This is a genomic window from Streptomyces sp. NPDC096193 (assembly GCF_040302905.1).
Taxonomy (GTDB): Bacteria; Actinomycetota; Actinomycetes; order Streptomycetales; family Streptomycetaceae; genus Streptomyces.
In genome coordinates, this window is the sequence record NZ_JBEOSJ010000007.1 from 246,745 (window position 1) to 266,716 (window position 19,972).

14 protein-coding genes and 1 pseudogene are annotated in these 19,972 nt (G+C 70.7%); 7 read left to right on the forward strand and 8 right to left on the reverse strand.

All coding sequences use genetic code 11. The features are described from left to right. Positions 1 to 279 precede the first annotated feature (279 nt). Positions 280 to 466 (forward strand): annotated as a pseudogene (locus ABTX78_RS14050) (hypothetical protein). Between the two features lie 45 nt (positions 467 to 511). On the opposite strand, the gene ABTX78_RS14055 reads toward ABTX78_RS14050, so the two are convergent. Further along, on the reverse strand, positions 512 to 1,069 hold the full coding sequence (locus ABTX78_RS14055) for a hypothetical protein (protein ID WP_352207034.1): 558 nt from the start codon (positions 1,067 to 1,069) through the stop codon (positions 512 to 514). A gap of 303 nt (positions 1,070 to 1,372) precedes the next feature. Between ABTX78_RS14055 and ABTX78_RS14060 the strand changes: the two genes are divergently transcribed. Then, on the forward strand, positions 1,373 to 1,675 hold the full coding sequence (locus ABTX78_RS14060) for a hypothetical protein (RefSeq protein ID WP_352207035.1): 303 nt from the start codon (positions 1,373 to 1,375) through the stop codon (positions 1,673 to 1,675). 111 nt (positions 1,676 to 1,786) lie between these two features. Here the strand turns inward: ABTX78_RS14060 and ABTX78_RS14065 are convergent, their stop codons facing one another. From ABTX78_RS14065 to ABTX78_RS14075, 3 genes are all read right to left on the reverse strand, one after another. After that, on the reverse strand, positions 1,787 to 2,605 hold the full coding sequence (locus ABTX78_RS14065; RefSeq protein ID WP_352207036.1) for an adhesin: 819 nt from the start codon (positions 2,603 to 2,605) through the stop codon (positions 1,787 to 1,789). 216 nt (positions 2,606 to 2,821) lie between these two features. Beyond that, positions 2,822 to 4,735 (reverse strand): DUF8823 domain-containing protein, encoded by a 1,914-nt coding sequence (locus ABTX78_RS14070; RefSeq protein ID WP_352207037.1) that lies wholly within the window; start codon positions 4,733 to 4,735, stop codon positions 2,822 to 2,824. 341 nt (positions 4,736 to 5,076) lie between these two features. After that, entirely contained in the window at positions 5,077 to 7,776 is a 2,700-nt protein-coding gene (locus ABTX78_RS14075; protein ID WP_352207038.1) for a D-alanyl-D-alanine carboxypeptidase, read from the reverse strand. A 233-nt stretch (positions 7,777 to 8,009) separates the two neighbouring features. On the opposite strand from ABTX78_RS14075, the gene ABTX78_RS14080 reads away from it, so the two are divergent. The 3 genes from ABTX78_RS14080 (at position 8,010) to ABTX78_RS14090 (ending at position 10,352) form a co-directional block, all read left to right on the forward strand. Then, complete coding sequence (locus ABTX78_RS14080) at positions 8,010 to 8,738, forward strand: GOLPH3/VPS74 family protein (RefSeq protein ID WP_352207039.1); 729 nt, start codon at positions 8,010 to 8,012, stop codon at positions 8,736 to 8,738. 342 nt (positions 8,739 to 9,080) lie between these two features. After that, positions 9,081 to 9,938 (forward strand): helix-turn-helix domain-containing protein, encoded by an 858-nt coding sequence (locus ABTX78_RS14085; RefSeq protein WP_352207040.1) that lies wholly within the window; start codon positions 9,081 to 9,083, stop codon positions 9,936 to 9,938. Between the two features lie 204 nt (positions 9,939 to 10,142). Next, positions 10,143 to 10,352 (forward strand): DUF397 domain-containing protein, encoded by a 210-nt coding sequence (locus tag ABTX78_RS14090; protein WP_313945767.1) that lies wholly within the window; start codon positions 10,143 to 10,145, stop codon positions 10,350 to 10,352. Between the two features lie 114 nt (positions 10,353 to 10,466). Here ABTX78_RS14090 and ABTX78_RS14095 read toward each other — a convergent pair whose 3' ends face one another. After that, the gene (locus tag ABTX78_RS14095) at positions 10,467 to 11,318 is read right to left on the reverse strand and encodes a hypothetical protein (protein ID WP_352207041.1); all 852 of its coding nucleotides are present in this window, start codon (positions 11,316 to 11,318) and stop codon (positions 10,467 to 10,469) included. A gap of 84 nt (positions 11,319 to 11,402) precedes the next feature. On the opposite strand from ABTX78_RS14095, the gene ABTX78_RS14100 reads away from it, so the two are divergent. Further along, complete coding sequence (locus ABTX78_RS14100; protein WP_352207042.1) at positions 11,403 to 12,185, forward strand: SDR family oxidoreductase; 783 nt, start codon at positions 11,403 to 11,405, stop codon at positions 12,183 to 12,185. A 394-nt stretch (positions 12,186 to 12,579) separates the two neighbouring features. After that, positions 12,580 to 14,169 (forward strand): sodium:solute symporter family protein, encoded by a 1,590-nt coding sequence (locus ABTX78_RS14105; RefSeq protein ID WP_352207043.1) that lies wholly within the window; start codon positions 12,580 to 12,582, stop codon positions 14,167 to 14,169. A gap of 312 nt (positions 14,170 to 14,481) precedes the next feature. Here ABTX78_RS14105 and ABTX78_RS14110 read toward each other — a convergent pair whose 3' ends face one another. The 3 genes from ABTX78_RS14110 to ABTX78_RS14120 all read right to left on the reverse strand — a co-directional run bounded on the left by ABTX78_RS14110 (position 14,482) and on the right by ABTX78_RS14120 (position 19,844). Next, positions 14,482 to 15,597 carry an ADP-ribosylglycohydrolase family protein gene (locus tag ABTX78_RS14110; protein WP_352207044.1) on the reverse strand — a complete coding sequence of 372 codons (1,116 nt, stop codon included), beginning with the start codon at positions 15,595 to 15,597 and terminating at the stop codon, positions 14,482 to 14,484. Positions 15,598 to 15,857: 260 nt separating this feature from the next. Beyond that, positions 15,858 to 16,778 (reverse strand): zinc-binding dehydrogenase, encoded by a 921-nt coding sequence (locus ABTX78_RS14115; RefSeq protein ID WP_352207045.1) that lies wholly within the window; start codon positions 16,776 to 16,778, stop codon positions 15,858 to 15,860. Between the two features lie 477 nt (positions 16,779 to 17,255). Continuing rightward, positions 17,256 to 19,844, reverse strand: a complete 2,589-nt coding sequence (locus tag ABTX78_RS14120; RefSeq protein WP_352207046.1) for a bifunctional FO biosynthesis protein CofGH — start codon at positions 19,842 to 19,844, stop codon at positions 17,256 to 17,258. Positions 19,845 to 19,972: the final 128 nt, after the last annotated feature.

Sequence of the window (19,972 nt, forward strand, 5' to 3'; positions counted from 1 at the left end):
CGCGCGACCCGGGTGGTCCCGACGGGTGAGCCGCGCACCGGAGTGCGCCGCAACCGCCCGCGGATGTGAACCGAAATGACGGCATCAGCCGACGCGGTGTGCACGAAAACTCGTGGGGCCGATCTCCCCCTTCAACGTGCCTACTCAAGGGTGGGGTTGCGAGCGGGGACGCAACGGATCGCGTACCTTCGCTCTCTCCTCCGCAGGAAACCACTGGCCGACAACCCGCACGTCTCGTACCGTGCCGCGCAATCGCCCCCAAAAAAGAGACGTGCAGCCGTGAGCCGAAGACGGTACGTGGCCAGAGGCGTGCCAGGTGGCTATCGCATCTGGGACAACAGAGGGCGTCGGCGTGGGTGAGCTGTATGAGCTCTGCCCCGACGACCTCCTCCGGGAGCTGAACAGCTCGGCGGACCCCGAGAGGATCGCCACCCTTCTCAAGCGGTACAGGGCCCTGAAGCGGTAGTCGCCCGCTGCTCAGAGCAACCGGTGGCACCGCCTGACCCGCCCCTCACCAACACCCATGATCATGGTGATGCCCGTCCCGGTCGCGGTACCCCCCGTCCCGGCAGTCGTCGTCCCGCCAGTCGTCGTCGTACCGCCACGTGTACTCCGGCCACGGCTGGACCGACACCCCCGATGTCGGGGTGCTGCTCGGCGTCGGCGTCGACGGGCTCGACTTCGTCGGGGTCGGGGTGGGCTCGCGGTGGCGTTCCGTTGCGGGGACCACCTCGCGGGTGCGGTCCGGGGACGGGGTGCGGGTGGTGGCGCTCGGGGACGGGGCGGGTGGCGGGGCCGCCGGGGTGATGAGGTTCGGGCGGCCGCCCAGGTCGTTGTCCAGCGGGGTGTACTCGGGCTTGCCGTCTCCTCCGCCGGCCAGTGCCACGCTCGACACCAGCGCACCGAGGACCAGGGCGATGCCCGTCCCGAGCATCGCCGTTCTGACGCGCGTCAGGACGGTCGTCCGGGCGTGCGTGGGGCCTTCGGGGGTCCACTGCCCGTTCCAGTCGTGCCGTGAGTCCGCCGGCGGCAGCGCCACGGCATCGACGGCACAGTTGTCCGCCCGCATTCCCGGGAGCGCACCCCTGTGATGGCGCCCACATCCCCTGCACGTCATGGCGACACTATGCAGCAAGGTCATTCCGGTGGGTAGGCGTTGCGAAACAACATTGCGGAATCCCCGTGGGTTACCGGGAGTTCGCTGTTCAGAGGGGTCCCGATACGAGGGAAATGCCGGATGAACGGCCTGTTCCGCCCGGTCCGCGGACAAGCCCCGCCCGCTTCTGAACCGCTGCGCGTGGCTCGGCGAGAAGACGAAAATTTGGCGCGCACACGGGGTTCCCGAAACGGGGTTCCGGCCTAAGGTCTGCGCATGAGTCAGTACGCCACGGCGATACAGGCCGCCGCGCAGGAACACGAACCCTTCGGCCCGAGCGGTCATGACATCCGCCGGCCGGTCCGCGTGCACGCCGTCCGGTGGCCGGGCCCCGACGGCGTGGAGTGGGCAGAGGCGCGGACCATGTGCGGGCAGCCGGCGTCGGACATGGAGCAGACCGCGCACACGGCGCCGGACCCCTCCACCTGGCATGCGCCGCGGTGGAGGGGTCTGACGTGCGACGGCTGCGACGAGGCCGTCCGTTCGGCGGCAACCGGAGCACCGTCGGCGACCATCTGACGCCGGGCCCCCGTCCGACCGCCGCAACGCGCCGCCGCATACGCTCGGTCGACCCGCCAACGCCTCCCCGCGCGGCGCGCGTCGACCGAGCAGTACCAGGGCTCTGCCGGGTCAGGCCGTGCAGTCCGCCCGCATCTGCGCCGCCGCGTGGTGGGCTCCCTCGCGGCCGGCGCCGAAGTCCACTCCCCTGTCCACCAGCTGGACCGTCAGCTGCTGGCCGCGGACCGGGATCTTCTGGATGATCGCGCCCCTGTCGCGCAGCGCGACCTGGTCGACCTGGAACGTCTTGATCAGGCTGCCGGGATCGTCCGGGTCCGCCAGCACCTTGTAGAACGTGGGGTCGCCCGCCACGTCCTCGTCCCGGCCGCCCTTCGGGACCACCACCGCCACCGAGCAGGTGGTGTAGCCGCTGCCCACGTACCAGGACCAGGTCGCCGTGCCGTCGGTGTCCTTCGTGGCGCTGCCCGACATGGGGATCGAGGTGAACCGGCCATCGCAGCCGTCGCCCTTGTGGCCGCCGACGTTCACCGTGTACCAGCCCGCGAAGCCGTCGCGGAAGCGGCCTTCTTCCTCGTACCGGCCGCCGCCGTCGCAACCCGGGCCCGCCCAGGCGGAGTACGCGGGCCGTTTGCCGTTCGGCGGCGGCTTCGGGGACTGCCCGCCGTCTCCCCCCTCTCCGGGGGACGGCCGGTCCGATGCCGAGCGGGACGGCTCGACCGAGGGCTCGATCCGCTGCGGGGCCCCGCCGATGGTCCCGGGGTCGAAGCGGGACCCGGAGTCGTCGGACGCGTTCGACGGCGTGTCATCCCCGTACATCGCGGCCGCCGAGACCACGAGGGCCAGCGCTGTCAGCCCGACTCCGCCGATCAGCAGAATCCTTCCGCTACGGGAGAGGCGCGGCACCCCTCCCGTGACTGCCCTGCGTGCCATCCAGTCCCCGCCCCCGGCGTACCCGTCCGGGCCGCCTGTTCCGGTGTCGCCGCACTGCGGGCAGCGCCGACCCGACAGCGCGTCCCCGCCGTTGCCGTCGCATCGTTCGCACGCCATGTAACACCCGCACCACTAGACCAACTGCTCGGTATGTGAAACGTGTCCACTATGCATCAGCAGGCCAGGGCCCTGTAGGTGTTAACGCGGGTAAGGGTGCTAGTGAAGTTCGTCCGGGCACGGGGTGCCGCGTGGAAGCTGGTACGGGGCCGCCAGCCGGTAGACACCGGGCCGGGGCGCGAGCAGTTCGGTCCACTCGTCGCCCTCCCCGTCCTGCTCCACCTTGATGAGGCAGCCGTTCGGGTTGGTGTAGCTCTTCGGCCCGTCCTCGCGCAGCTTCGAGGCCTTCGTCTCCTGAGGACCGTCCACCTTCTTGCCGTCCTTGTCGACAAGGCTCAGCCACGGCGAGTACGGCACCCGGATCAGCACCCGTCCCGCCGTCTTCACCTGGATGGTGAGGTCGCCCGCGCCGGCGTGGTTCACCGTGGCCGGCGGGTCGGCCAGCGGCATCGGGTCCTTCACGGCGAACAGTTGCCAGTTGCCGTCGCCCCAGACGCGCGTGAGGTAGGGCTGTCCCTCGCGGACCAGCTCCGCCTCCTGGCGGGCTCCGCTCTCGTCGGGCGACCCCTTCTTGGGCAGGACGACGTAGTGGACCGCCCACCGGTCGAGCCAGGCGCGGTAGTCGGCGGAGGTGAGGGTCTTGTCGTCGTCGTAGAAGAGCGGGTTGCGCTTCATGTCCGCCTGGCGGTTCCAGCCGCGGGCCAGATTGACGTACGGAGCGAGGGCGGACGCCTCGCGGTGGCTGCTGGCGGGGACCACCTCGACCCGGCCGCGTTCGGCGTTCACGTGCTGGAGCCGGTTGATCAGCGGCGCGAGCTCACGGTTCCAGGAGGCGGTCGGCGCGGTACGGACCATGTCGTCCACGGCCTTGAAGCCGATCCAGAAGTTCATCCCGGCGAAGACGATGACGAGCGCGTACCACTTCCGCGTGCGCGGCCGGGTGAACGGGAGCGCCGCCAGCAGCACCACGCCCGCGAACAGCATCGGCAGCCGGGACACGTTCGAACCGATCTGGGACTCGATCAGCCAGGTCAGCAGCGTGCCGAGCGCGTAGACGGCCGCCGCGGTGCGGACCGTGCGCCAGTCCTTCGGTACGAGGACGAGAACGAACACCCCGTAGAGGAAGGGGAGGGACGTCGACCAGAACGACATCGGCTGGGTGCCGGAGAAGGGGAACAGCCAGGAGGACAGCGCGACGACGGCGACCGGGGCGAGGCCCAGGGCGTACGCCCCCGGCCGGCGCCCGTTCAGGAACAGCGCGGCCGCGACGACGCCGAGAAAGAGGCCGGCGACCGGACTGGCCGCGGTGGCGAGCCCGGCGAGCGGCGCCGCCACGGACGCCTTGGCCCAGCGGTTCATCCGCCAGCGGTGCGGCCAGCAGAAGACCGCGGCGACGGCGCCGAGCGCGAACATCATGCCGAGGCCGAAGGTGACCCGCCCGGAGAGGGCGTTGCACAGGAAGGCGAAGACCCCGGCGAGCGAGCAGGCCAGCGGATTGCGGACGGCACGGACGCGCACCAGGATCAGCGCGGTCAGGGCTGCCGAGACCGTACCCGCGACCATCATCGTCGAGCGGACGCCGATCAGCGACATCAGATACGGCGAGACGACGCTGTACGAGACCGGGTGCATCCCGCCGTACCAGGCCAGGTTGTACGCGGAGTCGGGATGGCGGCCGACGAACTCCGCCCAGGCGTCCTGGGCCGCGATGTCGCCGCCGCTGTTGGCGAAGAAGAAGAACCAGATGAGGTGCACCAGCGCCGCGAGGGCGGTGGCGACGAGCACGGGACGGCGGGAGAGGCGGTCCCGCAGTTCGGCGAGCGGGCCTCGGTCGGCCCTTGAGGACCCGTCGGAGGATCGGTCGGGGGGCCCGTCGGAGGATCGGTCCGCGGGACCGTCGCCGAGGGTGTCGGAGTCGTTCCGGGCGCGGTCGGAGCCAGTCAGGGGCCCGCGTATTCGCGGCCCCGCGCCGGTGCTGCTGCCGTCCGCCTGGGCCGGCTCGGCAGTGGTCACTGCGGCTCTCCCCGTCTTCCCCGTCCGTGTGCCGTTGTCGTCGGGCCCGCCGTGCGCCGCGGGCCGTTGTCGTCCGGCCCGCTGTGCGCGGCGCGCGCCGTCGCCGGCGATTCCATCCTCAAGGACGCTGTCCCGGCGTCCTCGAGTTGCCCGGTGAGTTGCCCGGGACGCTAGCACGCGGGTGCCCCGGCGCCGGGGGCGCCCGCGTGGCCGGTGCGGGACCCCCCGGTCCGGAGGTCCCGCACCGGCCGTACCGCTCGGGCCGTCCTGACCGAAGCGCGTCGGCCGTACCGCTCGGGCCGTCCTGACCGAAGCGCGTCGGCCATACGGCTCGGGCCGTCCTAGCCGATGCGCGTCAGCTTGTCGCCGAACCCAGGTTCCGCCAGGTCCTTCTGGAGCGCGACCGGTGCCGTCACCTTGCCGGTGCCGGAGCCGACGGAGACCTGGCCCACGATGTCGCCCGCCGAGGCGGTGTGGGGGAGGCTCTTGCCCCCGTCGTTGATCGCGATCTTGATCTCCAGACCGCCCCAGCCGACGGCCTTGAGGTCCTTGGTCGCGACCACGGCGGTGCGGCCGCCGAACCCGTCGTCCACGTACCCCACGACAGCACCCTTCTTCACGACGGTCGCGGAGGTGACGCCGTCCTGGGCCGCCTCGATCACCTTGATGCTGTGGTCGATGGCCAGCTCGAGCTTGTCGTTGAGGATCTGCGCGTTCTGGACACCCATCGTGACGCCGACGATGCGGCGGACCTTGCCGTCGACCACGGTGTTGGCGGCCCAGAGCAGGTTGCCGCCGGCCGGGGTGGACGAGCCGGTCTTGATACCGCCGACGCCCTCCTTCAGCAGGGCCTCGTCGTTGTTGTTCCTGATGGGTCCGTCGATGCCGGGGATGGTGGTCATGGTGGTGTTGACGATCTCGCGGAAGATGTCGTTCTGCATGACCGCCTTGGCCAGCTTCAGCTGGTCCAGCGGCGTGGACACGGTCGTGGCCTTGAGGCCGCTCGGGTCGGTGTAGGTGCTGTTGGTCATGCCGAGTTCCTTGGCGGCGTCGTTCATCTTCTTGACGAACTCGGCCTCGGTCTTGGCATCCCAGCGGGCGAGCAGCCGCGCGGCGTTGTTCCCGGAGGGGATCATCAGCAGCTGGAGCATCTGACGCTCGGTGAACTGCTGCCCCTGCGTGATCCTCGCGGTCGACTCGTCCTCGTTCCTGCCCTCGTCCTCGGCCTGCTGGTCGACCGTGATCTTCGGCCCGACCTGCCGGCCGGTGATGGGGTGGTTCTTGAGGATCACGTACGCCGTCATCGTCTTGGCGACACTCGCGATCGGCGCGGGCTTCTGCGCGCCGTACGTACCGATGGTGCCGACGCCCTCGACCTCGACGGCGCCCTGGCCCTCACCCGGGAACGGCAGGCCGAGCCTGCCGCCCTGGAAGGTGTAAGTGGGGTCGACGGACAGCGCGAGCTCCGGCTCGGGGAGCGGACGCACCGCCTGTGCGATGGCAAAGACGATCAGGAGCAGGACGACGAGGGGCGTCCAGATCTTGAAGCGCCGGAAGACCGTACGCACGGCCGTCTGCGGCGGGGGCGGCGTGTTGGTGAGCTCGGCGAGCAGGTCGAGCGGGGGCAGCGGGGGCATGGGCTGCTGCCGGGTGCGCTCGGCCTCGGTGAGCGAGTCCGGTGCGGCCGATGCGGCAGCGGGTGCGCCGGCCGTCGACTTCGCGGGCGCCGCGGGCTTGTCCGGGGCGGCCGAGGGCTTCCCGGGCGCGGCCGGGGCAGCAGCCTGGGGCCTCTTCGCGGTCGGCGTCCGCACGCCGTCGTCGACACGCAGCGGCACGAAGGTACTCGTCCGCTCGGCGGGCGCGGGGTCGGCCTCGGGCCGGGGCGCCGGCGGCATCTTGAGCGCGGTGGTGGGGCTGTCGACGGGAGGCTTCCGGGGCGCCTTGAAGACGGCGGTGGGCTGGTCGACCGGGGGTTCGGCGGGCGCGGCGTCTCCCTTTGCAGGGGCGACGCCCGCCTTTGCGTCGGAGGATGCGTCGGAGGCCGCCGAGTCGTCGGCGTCGTCGTTGCCGTTTTCGTCGTTGCCGTTGTCGTCGTTGCCGGCGTCGCCATCGGTCGTGGCGGTCTCGCCATCAATCGTGGCGGCAGCGGGGGTGTCGGCGGGGCGCTCGGGTGTGGACGTTTCTGCGGCGGCGTCCGCAACGCCGCCCGCCTCGGTCCCGGCAACGCTGTCATCGGTTGTGGCCGGCTCGGCGTCCGCCGGCGTCTCCGCCGTCTTCGCCTCGGCCTTGTCCTCGGCCGGGACCGCGTCCTCGGCGTCAACCGTGGCGGGCGCGTCGGCCTGTTCGGGCCTGTCGGCGTCGTCATCGGCGTCCGAGGCGGGCTCATCGCCTCGGGCAGCGGGCTCAGCCGCCTCCTCGGGCCGGTCGTCCTCGGCCGTGTCCGACGCGCTCGCGGCCGCGGGCGCGTCCTCGGGCTCCACGTCCGCGGCGGGCTCCTCCGGCTCCACCTCGTCCGGTGTCACGGGAAGTTCCGCCGTCGCGGCGGGCTCCGGCAGTTCCGACGTCCGCGCCACCCACTCCGGCACGCTGTCCGACTCCGCCTCGGCGTCCGCCGAGGAGCCCGAGGCCGAAGCCGAAGCCGAGTCCGCGCCCGAAGCCGAGTCCGCACCCGCATCGGATCCCGAGTCCGGCTCCGACCCCGCGTCCGACCGCGCGTCCGTCTTCGCCGGCTCCTCGTCCGCCGACGCCACCCATGCCGCCACCGCGGCCCGCAGCCGCGCGTCGTTCTCCACCGAGCCCGACTCCGTGCCGGGTTCGGGGCCGACCGGTCCGGGGCTCGCCGCTTCGGAACTCGCCGGTTCGGAACTCGCCGGATCCGGCTCAACAGCCTCCGGCATCTTGAAGACCGCCGTCGGCTGGTCCACGGCCGGGGCCGGGGCCGATGCCTGGCGGAACACGGCGAGCCGCGGGTCACGTTCACCCGAAGTCGTCTCCCCCGACGACTTCCGCTGCTCCGACTTGTCGGGGGACTCGCCCGCCACCGTGCCTCCTCCATGAGTCAAGCGTCATCTGCCGTACGTACGCGCCGGGGCGCCCGCCGACAACGACAGCCCGTGTTGTCCGAACCATCTACCAGTGTCCTGTGTGAGAGTGCGCCCCTTGCGCCTAGACGAGAACGACATACGTGTCGGTTCCCGTACGAAGCACCCACGCGCTCTCGACAGACCAATGTGAGAGGGGTCACCCTGTCATTCATCCACGCGGGGAGGCATGGATGGGCAGGAGCCGCAGAACACTTCCGGAAGAGCTTCTGCTGCTCGCTCTGGACCCGACCACGGGTACCACAGCGCAGCCGCAGTCGCTCGACCTCGGCCTGGCCGGAGCTCAGCTAGTGGAGCTGGCTCTGGCAGGACGGATAGCCCCGGACGGGGATCGTATCGCCGTGGTGATGCCACGGCCGACAGGAGATCCGACACTGGACTCCGCACTGGAGCTGTTGCGCAGACGCGGCAGCCCGGTTCGCGCAGTTCACTGGATCGGTGGGCCCCGGCTGGGGCTCCGCCAGATTTACCTCTCCCATCTGGAGCGGTGCGGCATGGTGCATGCCGTGGCGGGCCAGATGTGCGGGGTGCTGCCGACGACTCGCTACCAGGCGACGGAGACAGCGATCAGCCGGGACATCAGAGCCCGGCTGGACAGTGCGATCCGCACCGGCGTACCGCCGGACCCGCGGACCGCGGCGCTCGCCGCGCTGGCCCACGCGGTCGGACTCGGCAAGCATCTGTACCCAGGGAATGAGGGGCGTTCCTCGCGATCCCGTCTGCGGGATCTCATCAGGCACGACCCCATGGGCGGTCTCGTGGCACACGCCGTGATGGACGTCCAGAACGGTGTGGGCGCTCAGCCCCGCCGCAATCCCGCCGCAGCGACCGGCAGCCGTCAGGTGGCCGCCGCGTCGATGCAGCCGCACCGCGGGACCATGGCCCGCATCCCGGCGCACTGAGTTCAGCAGCACGATCCGCACCGAGAGCACGACAGCACCACCCGCACCACCGGTATTTCGCCGCACCGACGTCCCCATGACCCGGTTCGGGAGCCGCACATGACGCGCGGGGCAGCCCCACGGCCGCCCCGCGCGTCCGCGTGTGTCCCCTGCGTCCGCGTGTGTCCCCTGCGCCCGGGGGCCGCATGTCCTTCCGCCTGTGCTCCCGTTGTGACCACATGGTGGTGGACTCCGTACGGTGCGTGCCGCGCGTGTGGCTATTTCTCAGCGCGGCCATGACCATTGGTGGCAGTCTGCTGAGCAGTAGATACGCTCAGCAACGCAGCCGGAGGTGCAGTTTCCGTGGCGTCCAGTGTCAATCCCACCGTCAGGCGACGCCGATTGGGCCAGGAGCTGCGCCGGCTCCGTGAGCTGAAGGGCATGACGGCCGAAGAGGTCGCGGAACGCCTGCTGGTGTCGCAGTCCAAGATCAGCCGCCTCGAGAACGGCCGCCGTTCCATCAGCCAGCGCGATGTCCGCGACCTGTGCGGCGTGTACGAGGTCGACGACCACCGGATCGTCGATTCCCTGATGCAGATGGCCAAGGACTCCCGTCAGCAGGGCTGGTGGCACGCCTTCGGCGACATCCCGTACAGCGTCTACATCGGCCTGGAGACGGACGCGGCGAGTCTGCGGGTGTACGAACCGCAGGTCGTGCCCGGTCTGCTGCAGACCCGGCAGTACGCGGAGGCCCTCATCGGGGGCGCGTTGCCGGAGACCGGCACCACCGACATCGACAAGCGGGTCAGCGTCCGGCTGCGCCGCCAGGACCGGATCAAGGACTCCGACCATCCGCTGCGGCTGTGGGTCGTGATCGACGAGGCCGCCCTGCGCCGGCTCGTCGGCGGCAAGAACCTGATGCGCGAGCAGCTGGAGCATCTCGTGGAGCTCTCCCAGCTGCCGCATGTCACCGTGCAGGTGCTGCCCTTCGAGATGGGCGCGCACCCGGGGATCAACGGCCAGTACGCGATCCTGGAGTTCCCGGACGCCTCGGACTCGAGCGTGGTCTACATCGAGGGCGTCACGAGCGACCTGTATCTGGAGAAGGCCAACGACGTCCAGAAGTACAGCGTCATGTACGAGCATCTGCGCGCCCAGGCGCTGAACGTGGACCAGACGCGGGCCTTCATCGCGGACATCGCCAAGGACTACGCGCGCTGAGAGTCACCGAAAGACCGTCAGGAACGCGTTCGCAACGATGAAAACCGTAAGGTACACCCCCGCCAGGTGCGGCGGAGGTGTCATCTGGAATATGCCATCCGGTCGAGTGAACGGCTGCCTCACAGGCCGATGGCGGCGAGTAGCGTCGATCACGCCAGCACAAACGTTGGCGCACATCACATCACTCGCACATGCGGAGCGAACATGGCAATCATTCAGGGCGCTACGGAGACCTGGACCAAGTCCTCGTACTCCACGGGCAACGGTGCTTGCGTAGAGGTCAAGTCACCCGTCGAGCAAGCCATCGCCGTCCGGGACTCCAAGGTCCCCGCGGGCCCGTCGATCAGCTTCGTCCCCGAATCGTGGAACGCGTTCGTGAACGAGGTCGGGCAGGGAGCCTTCGATCTCGGCTGAGCCGTACGCCGAGTACCGCAGAGCCCCCGTTGTCCACGCACCACCTGACAGAGCCCTCTCGACTGGCCCGCCGTCCCGGCCGAGGGGGCTCGGCCACACGCCGGGCCGGACCCGTCAGCGCAGCTGATCCACGTACCGGTCCGTCCCCGGCACCGTCGGGATGAACGGCGCCAGCAGTTCCACCCGCCCGAGGCCCGACGCGGCGACCTCCCCGTCCGGATCCGCGAAGTCGGTGTCCCACCGCTCCCGCGGGTCCTGTTCCAGGAACCAGAGCAGCGTCAGGCGCGTGTCGACGCCCTCCACCTGCTTGACGTACGTCATCCGGTCGCCCGGCAGCGGGGTCGGGCGGAACACGGTCACGATGGCCGTGCCGGAGCCGGCGAGGCGCTCGGGGAGGTGACGGGTGCGCAGCCACTCCAGCAGTTCGGCCCGCTGTTCGGGGCCGTCCGTGTCGATGACCTCGACGACCAGGCCGGCGTAGGGGTGGTCGAGTGCGTGATGGTCGCGCGGGCCCGCGGCTCCGTCGCGGTAGACCGTCGTCTCGTGGTCCTGGAAGGCCGTGAAGACGTGCGTACGGTCCTGGTAGACGCGGCCGTCATGGTTCAGGCGTTTGTTGATGCCGACCGTCCACTTCATGTGGTCGGCGTAGCGGCCGTCGGTGATCCAGTACGTGGAGAGGTAGCAGCCCGCGGTGACCGGCTGGGCCACCGCCGACTTCTCGGGACGGCGCAGCAGTTGGAGGTCCCTGGTGGCGACCCAGCGGCGGCCCGCGTAGATCCAGGGCATGGCCATCGCGCCGGCGTAGTAGTGGTCGTCCTCGTACCAGCGGTTGTACGCGTACTCGTGGCCCGGGTGCGGTTCGACCATCGTGATCAGGGCGTGGCCGGGGCGCACTCCGTACGGGCCCACACCGGCCAGTTCGGCGTACACCTCGCTGCGGGTGTCGCTCGTCGTACGGTCGCTCATTCCACCGTCTCCCTTCCCTCCGTCCACGGACGCACCTACTCTGACGGGTCGTCAGATGTTGCGCCAGAGCCGGGAGCCGCCGAGATGCTGCTGCAGGGGAAGACCGTCATCGTGTCCGGCGTCGGCGCCGGGCTCGGCCATCAGATCGCCGCAACCGTCGTTCGCGATGGGGGCCGCGCCGTCCTCGGGGCGCGCACCGAGGAGAACCTCGCCAAGTCGGCGGGCGAGATCGATCCGGAGGGCACCCGGACCGCCTACCTGCCGACGGACATCACCGACGAGACCCAGTGCGAGGCCTTGGCGGCGCTGGCCGTGGAGTGCTTCGGGGGTATCGACGCGGTCGTCCATGTCGCCGCCTGGGACAGCTACTTCGGTGGCCTCGCGGACGCCGACTTCGCGACCTGGCAGCAGGTCATCGACGTGAACCTGCTGGGCACCCTGCGGATGACCCGGGCCTGCCTGCCCGCCCTGAAGGAGCGCGGCGGATCTGTCGTCATCATCGGTACGCAGTCGGCGGTCGCCGCGCCCTCACAGGTGTGGCAGGCGGCGTACGCGGCATCCAAGGGGGCGCTGACGTCGGCGATGTACTCGCTGGCCCGGGAGCTGGGCCCGGACCGGATCCGGGTGAACACGGTGCTGCCGGGCTGGATGTGGGGCCCGCCGGTCCAGGCGTACGTCCGGTTCACCGCGCACACCGAGGGGGTGTCCGAGACGGAGGTGCTCGGCCGGCTCACCGAGCGGATGGCGCTGCCCGAGCTGGCGACGGACGGAGATGTCGCGGATGCGGCGGCGTTCCTCGCCTCCGACCGGGCCCGGGCGATCACGGGTCAGTCGTTGCTGGTCAACGCCGGCGAACTGATGCGGTAGCCGCCGTCGCGCGAACCGGCTCGTCCATGGCCACGCGAATTGGCTTGTCCATGGCCACAACAGCTTGTCCATGGGGGCAGTTGGCCTCACCTTTCCTCGACCGCACGGGACCCGCATCCCGTGCGGTCTTTCTCTGTGGCCGGAGCCTGACGAAGTGCCTGCTCATGGTGTGGCCGCCGTCACGTTCACGACAACGCCCCCGAAGGTCAAGAACAAGCAAAATCGTTCTGCTTTCTGATCCGCGTTCACATTTATGACCACATGAGGCCTTGACCGGCCGCCCGAACAGGCGGTTCAATCCCGGAAGTCCCCGATCCCGCACGGGGGCACCGCTGATCGGACGTACTGACGAAGTGCCATGGACGTTCACAAGGCGGACCCCAGGAGGGGGCACATGAACAGTCTCGACTGGACCGTGCTCATCGGATACTTCGGTGTGATGGTCGCGATCGGACTCTGGTCGCACAAGCGCGTGGACAACGTCAGCGACTTCTTCACCGCGGGCGGCAAGATGCCGTGGTGGCTGTCGGGCATCTCGCACCACATGTCCGGCTACAGCGCGGTGATGTTCACCGGCTACGCGGGCATCGCGTACACCTACGGCGTCACGTCTTTCGTGACGTGGTCCCTCCCGATCGCCATCGGCATCTTCATCGGCGCGAAGCTTTTCGCACCCCGGCTGAACCGGCTGCGCTCCAAGCTGCACGTCGCGTCACCGCTGGAGTACCTGAAGACCCGCTACAACCTGAAGACACAGCAGGCGCTCGCCTGGTCGGGTCTGCTGCTAAAGATCGTGGACGTGGGCGCCAAGTGGGCCGCCATCGCCACCCTGCTCTCCGTCTTCACCGGCATCTCGCTCAACCAGGGCATCCTCATCACCGGTGTCATCACCGGCATCTACTGCACCATCGGCGGTCTGTGGGCCGACGCCCTCACCGAGCTGGGGCAGTTCATCATCCAGCTGTTCGCCGGTCTGGCGATGCTGTTCGCCGTCATGAGTGAACTCGACGGCTTCAGCACGCTGTGGACGGTGTGGGACGAGCCGGAGATGCAGGGCCATGCGGACGCGACCGCCGGCCCCTACACGGTGACCTTCCTGCTGGCATTCCTCTTCATCAAGACCTTCGAGTACAACGGCGGCATGTGGAACCAGGCGCAGCGCTACATGGCGACCGCCAACGCCCGCGAGGCGACGCGCTCGGCCCGCCTCTCCGCGATCCTGTGGTTCGTCTGGCCGCTGGTGCTCTTCTTCCCGATGTGGTGCGCGCCGCTGCTGATCGAGGCGAAGAAGCCGGACGCCTCCGACTCGTACGCGCTGATGACCGAACAGCTGCTGCCGCACGGTCTGCTCGGTCTGGTCATCGTGGGCTTCTTCTCGCACACCATGGCCATGTGCTCGTCCGACGCCAACGCCATCGCCGCCGTCTTCACCCGGGACATCGCGCCCGTGCTCTCGAAGAAGGCGCGGGGCTGGAGCGAGCGGTCGGGGCTCATCGCCGCGCGTCTGTCGACGATCGCGTTCCTCGCGCTGTCGATGGCGATCGCGACGCAGGTCAACTCGCCCACGTTCAAGGACATCATCACCGTCGTGATCAAGTGGGTGGCGGGACTGATGGGACCGATCGCGATCCCGTTCATGCTCGGCCTGCTGCGTCCGTTCCGCAGGTCCGGACCGACGGCGGCGCTCTCCAGCTGGGGGGCCGGTCTGATCGCGTTCTTCTTCCTCAACTACCAGATCGACGGCACCGCCAGGACCGATGTGGCCCTGCAGTACCAGGTGTCCGTACCGCTCGCGATCTCGCTGGTGCTCTACATCGTGATCGGCTTCCTCAAGCCGGAGGACACCCCCGAACGCGACGCGGTCATCGCCAGGATCAACTCGGACGACGACGGCCCGGAGGCGGGTGCCGCGGCGGCGACCGTGCCGGGCCAGGCCGCGCCCGCCGGGGAGAAGGTCCTCGGCCGCGAAGGGGCCGAGAGCTGACGGCGCACTGACGGACACACCCCCTGCGCACCGGGGCCCGGCTTCCTGAGGGTGGAGCCGGGCCCCGTGTATCTCCGTACCCGTCCGAGGTGAGTCCGTGCTTGTCCGGTGTACGTCCGTGCTGGTCGATCCTTCGTACGTCGGTGCCTGGCCGGTGAGACGTCGTGCCCGTCCTCCGTACGGCCGTGCTTGTCCTGCGTACGGCCGTGCTTGTCCTGCGTACGGTCGTGCCTGGCCGGTGGACGTGTCGTGCCTGGCCGGTGGACGTGTCCGTGGCGGTGCTGGGACGCGAGCCGTCAGCTGCGGGAGCCGTCAGCTGCGGGGGTAACGGGCCAGCCAGCCCGGGGAGTTGATCGTCGGTCCGTGCAGCGCCGGTCCCTGGGTCATCTCCATCGCGAAGTCGTCGGCGAGCTCCAGGATCGTGGGACGTCCCTCGATCTCGGACAGCCAGGCGGGCGGCAGCGCCGTCTCGCCGTGCAGCGCTCCGAGCAGCGAGCCGGTCACGATGCCCGTGGTCTCCGAGGGGCCGTCGTGGTTCACCGCGAGCCGCAGGCCGTGCCGGATGTCCTCGCCGACGAGCGCGCAGTAGACGGCGATGGCGAGGGCGTCCTCGGCGTGGTGACCCTCGCCGAGGGACGCGATACGTGCCGGGCTCGGCATGCCCTGGCGTACGGCGCCCAGCGCGTGCTTGAGGGCGTCCGTGACGGGCTGGTGCCCCGGGCGGGCCGCCAGCAGGGCGAGCGCACGCTGCACGGAGCCGTCGAGCGTCTCCCCGCGGGCCAGTCCGTGCACGATGACCGCGAAGGCACCCGCCGAGAGATACGCGGTCGGGTGTCCGTGCGTCTGGGCCGCGCACTCCACCGCCAGCTGGCACACCAGTTGTGGCTCCCAGCCGACGAGCAGCCCGAACGGAGCGGACCGGGCGAGTGCGCCGGCATCGCGCGCGGTCGGGTTCTTGGGGGCTTCGAGGGTGCCCATCGTCTCGTCGCCGAGGCCGACCAGGGTCGACCGGGAGGGGTCGCGACGGGTGTAGAGCCACTCCTCGCGGGCGAGCCAGCCGTTGTCCTTGCGGCGCTCGTCCGGTCCCCAGTCGCGCTGGGTGGCGGCCCATCTCAGATACGCCCGGTGCACATCGGTGGGCGGATGCCAGGCGCCGGTGTCGCGGCGGACCTGGGCGCGGATGAGCCCGTCGACGGTGAACAGGGTGAGCTGGGTGGCCGCGGTCACGGCGCCGCGGCGACCGTGGGCGGGTACGAGATCACCGATGCCGTCGTGTCCGTGTGTGGCGCGTATCTCGTCCAGCGTGAGGGACGCGACCCCGGCGCCCAGCGCGTCGCCGATGGCACCGCCGAGCAGGGCGCCGCGCACCCGGGCACGGAAGTCCTGCTGTTCCGCACGCCCCCAGACGGCTGTGGCTGCTGCGCTCACCGCGCGTCCCTCCCTGGACGTCGAACGTATGCACCTGGCGGAGCACTTTAATCGACCGCGGGAGATCGGTTCAGGACTGTGAGGGAGCCGATGCGGTATGTGATGGGCCGCACGTCGGGCCGGATTTGAGCGAGTCGCGCACCAGGGGCCCCAGGGGCCCCATCCTCAACCGCCTCCTCGCACCGCCGCGAGCCGAACGCCCGCGCCCGTCGCCGCGCATCGCCGCCGCGCACCGGCCCCCGTCGTCCGGCGCCCTTGGCTCACATCGTCGCCGTCACCCGCAGCACCGCCTTGCCCCGCACCGTGCGCCGGCGCAGGGCGTGGGCCGCGTCCGCGAACCTCTCCCACGGACCCTGCCAGCCGATCGCCACCGCGAGGCGGCCATCCGCGGCGTAACCGACCAGGAGAGCGAGGTCGGCGGCCGGCGCGGACAGGTCGTTGACGAACGACGTGAGCGACTTGGCCGGTCCGACCGTCGAGTACGGCGGGAAGACGGCCGGCTCCCCCGACGTCCAGCCGACGCTCTGCAGGCTGCCGCCCGGCGCCAGCAGCTCCCAGGCCGCGACCATCTGCGGGCCGCCGACGCTGTCGATGATCACGTCGACCGGCCGGTCCAGACCCTTCAGGCCCACCACCACCTCGTCCGCGCCCGCCTTGACGAGGCCCTCGCGGCGGGAGGCCGAGCCCACCGAGGCGATCACATGGGCGCCCGCGGCGGCGGCGAGTTGCAGCGCGAAGCGTCCGACGCCGCCCGATGCGCCGGTGACCAGCACCCGTTTGCCCGGGGCGAGGCCCCCGGCCCGCAGGGAACGCAGCGCGGCGATCCCCGCGACCGGCAGCGCCGCCGCCTCCGCCGGCGAGAGGCCGTCCGGGATCTCGGCCAGGGCATCCGCGTCCACCGCGATCCGCTCCGCGAAAGCACCGGCCGAGAGGGCGACGACCCGGGTGCCCACCGCGGGCCCCGGGCCCTCGGACCGCACCACCACGCCGGCCGCGTCCGAACCCAGCACGGCCCCCTCGGGTACGCGTCCGGACAGGGCGTCGTTGAGGTCGCCGTGGTTGAGCGAGACGTGGTGGACGTCCACGAGCACCTGCCCGGGCCCGGGGACGGGCTCGGGCACCTCGGTGAGACGTACGGCGTCGGTCGCGGACGGGTCCACGACGAGGGCTCTGACGGACATGACGGCTCCTTGCTGAATGTGTGCGGTCCGCAGGGCGTGCGGGCCCCCAGTGCTGAAACCCGGTGCTGTGCGTGGTGCTGAACGCGGTGCTGTGCGTGGTGCTGAACCCGGTGGTGCCGACCTTGCCGGTGTCGGCCGTCCCCGCGGCGGACGCTCGCCGAGGACTCCGCGGTCGGCGGCGTCGGCGACACCGCGAAACGTCACCCCGGCGCCTCTCCGTCCCCCAGCCGCTCCCGCCGCCGCGTCAGGGCCCACGCGTAGCCCGGGACGAGCGCTCAGGGCCCGTTCGAGGTCCGTCAGCGCCTCGTCGACCCCGCCGCCGGCCCAGTGCACGACCGCGCGCCCCGGCACGCCCACGGGTCGTCCGTGGCCGGCGCGATCCCCACGTGTCCTGCCCTGCCCACGTGTTCCCCGGGCCCGGCCGCGGGCGACCCGGCGCGTGTCCGTGCCGCGTGGTTCAGTCCACCAGGGGGGTGGTCAGTCCACGAGGGGCAGCAGCGCAGGCAGATGTCCGTCGGACGCGGCGGCGGCCTGCTGCCGCTCCTCGGACACCTCGCCGTACAGCGTCGTCCGCGGCTTCGCCGGCCGCCCCGCCGCCTCCGCGATCGCCACCAGATCCTTCACCGAGCGGTACGAGCCGTAACTTGAGCCCGCCATACGGGAGATGGTCTCCTCCATCAGGGTGCCGCCCAGGTCGTTGGCGCCCGAGCGCAGCATCTCGGCCGCGCCCTCCGTGCCCAGTTTCACCCAGCTGGTCTGGATGTTGGTGATGTGCGGGTGCAGCAGAAGGCGGGCCATCGCCATCACGGCGCGGTTCTCGCGCGCGGTCGGCCCCGGCCGGGCGATACCGGCGAGATAGACGGGCGCGTTGGTGTGGATGAAGGGCAGGGTCACGAACTCCGTGAACCCGCCCGTCTCCTGCTGGATCCGCGCCAGCGTCCGGAAGTGGCCGAGCCAGTGCCGGGGCTGGTCCACATGCCCGTACATCATGGTCGAGCTGGACCGGATGCCGAGTTCGTGCGCCGTGGTCACGACCTCGATCCAGGTGGCGGTGGGCAGCTTGCCCTTTGTCAGTACCCAGCGGACCTCGTCGTCGAGGATCTCGGCCGCGGTGCCCGGGATCGAGTCGAGCCCGGCCTCCTTCGCGGAGGTCAGCCACTCGCGGATCGACAGGCCGGTCCGGGAGGCGCCGTTGACGACCTCCATCGGGGAGAACGCGTGCACATGCATCCCCGGGACGCGTTCCTTCACGGCGCGCGCGATGTCGAAGTACGCCGTGCCCGGCAGGTCGGGGTGGATACCGCCCTGCATGCACACCTCCACCGCACCGACGTCCCACGCCTGCGCCGCCCGGTCGGCGACCTGGTCGAGGGAGAGGGTGTACGCGTCGGCGTCGGTGCGCCGCTGCGCGAAGGCGCAGAAACGGCAGCCGGTGTAACAGACGTTGGTGAAGTTGATGTTGCGCGTGACGATGTAGGTGACGTCGTCGCCCACGACATCGCGGCGCAGCTCGTCCGCGATCCTCGTCAGGGCGTCGAGGGCCGGCCCGTCGGCGTGCAGCAGGGCGAGTGCCTCGTCGTCGGTGAGCCGGGTCGGATCGTCGGCCGCGGTCTTCAGCGCACCGCGCACATCCGTGTCGATGCGCTGCGGCACCATCCCGGGCGCCGCGGCCTCACGCAGCGACTCCCAGTCGCCGTACACCTCGTCGAAGTCGTCGCGGCGGTCGTGGGTACGGCCGTCGGTGTCGATGGTGCGGTGCAGATCGGTACGCCCGACGGCGGTGAAGCCCTCCTCGGGCTCCTGCCACGGATGGCCCTGGACGGGCGCGTCGGGGTTGGCCAGCCCGGTCTCCGGATCGGCCAGTGCCCGTACGTGCGGCATGAGCCGCGGATCGAGCCACGGCTCACCGCGCCGGACGAACTCCGGGTAGACACACAGCCGTTCCTCCAGACGGAAGCCCGCGGCGGCCGACTGCTCGGTGAGGACGTCGATCTGCGGCCAGGGCCGCTCCGGATTCACATGGTCGATGGTCAGGGGCGAGACCCCGCCCCAGTCGTCGATGCCGGCGCCGATGAGCCGTCCGTACTCGCTGTCCACGAGATTCGGCGGCGCCTGGAGGCAGGCCGAGGGGCCCATGATGTGCCGGGCGACGGCGACGGTGGCCACCAGCTCGTCCAGCTCGGCGTCCGGCATACCGCGCATCGCCGTGTCGGGCTTGGCGCGGAAGTTCTGCAGGATCAGTTCCTGGATGCCGTGGTAGGCCCGGGAGATCCGGCGCAGCGCGAACAGCGAGTCCGCGCGCTCCTCGTACGTCTCCCCGATCCCGATGAGCAGCCCGCTGGTGAACGGCACGGAGCTGCGCCCCGCGTCCTCCAGCACCCGCAGCCGCACGGCGGGTTCCTTGTCGGGAGACCCGTGGTGCGGCCCGCCGGGCTCGCTCCACAGCCGGGTCGCGGTGGTCTCCAGCATCATCCCCATGGACGGCGCCACGGGCTTGAGCCGCTGGAAGTCGGTCCAGGTCATGACCCCGGGGTTGAGGTGGGGCAGCAGCCCGGTCTCCTCCAGGATTCGGATGGCCATGGCCCGTACGTACGCGATGGTGTCGTCGTACCCCTCGGCCTCCAGCCACTCCCGCGCCTCGGGCCACCGGTCCTCGGGCTTGTCCCCGAGCGTGATGAGGGCTTCCTTGCACCCCATCTCGGCCCCGCGCCGGGCGATGGCGAGCACCTCGTCGGGCGACATGAACATCCCGTGCCCGGCACGCCGGAGCTTGCCGGGGACGGTGGCGAAGGTGCAGTAGTGGCACTTGTCCCGGCACAGCCGGGTGAGCGGGATGAACACGCTCTTGGAGTACGTGATGACCCCGGCCCGCCCGGCAGCCTCCAGCCCGGCGTCCCGCACCCGCGCGGCGGACGCACACAGATCGTCGAGGTCCTCCCCCCGCGCCTGCAACAGCACGGCGGCCTCCCCGACATCGAGGGCCACCCCGTCCCGGGCACGCTTGAGAGCGCGGCGCATGGCGTTCCGGGCGGGCCGCGCGGGGGGTTCGGGCTGGTGATCGGTCATGGGGTCGAGGATACGAGCTGGTGGTGTGGTGGGTAGTGGGCCGTGAACGCACCGGGCGACGCGGGCCGGCGTGGTTGAGCCATCAATCAGGCACATTTGTTCGGTTCAGGCCTCAATGATCCCCATTT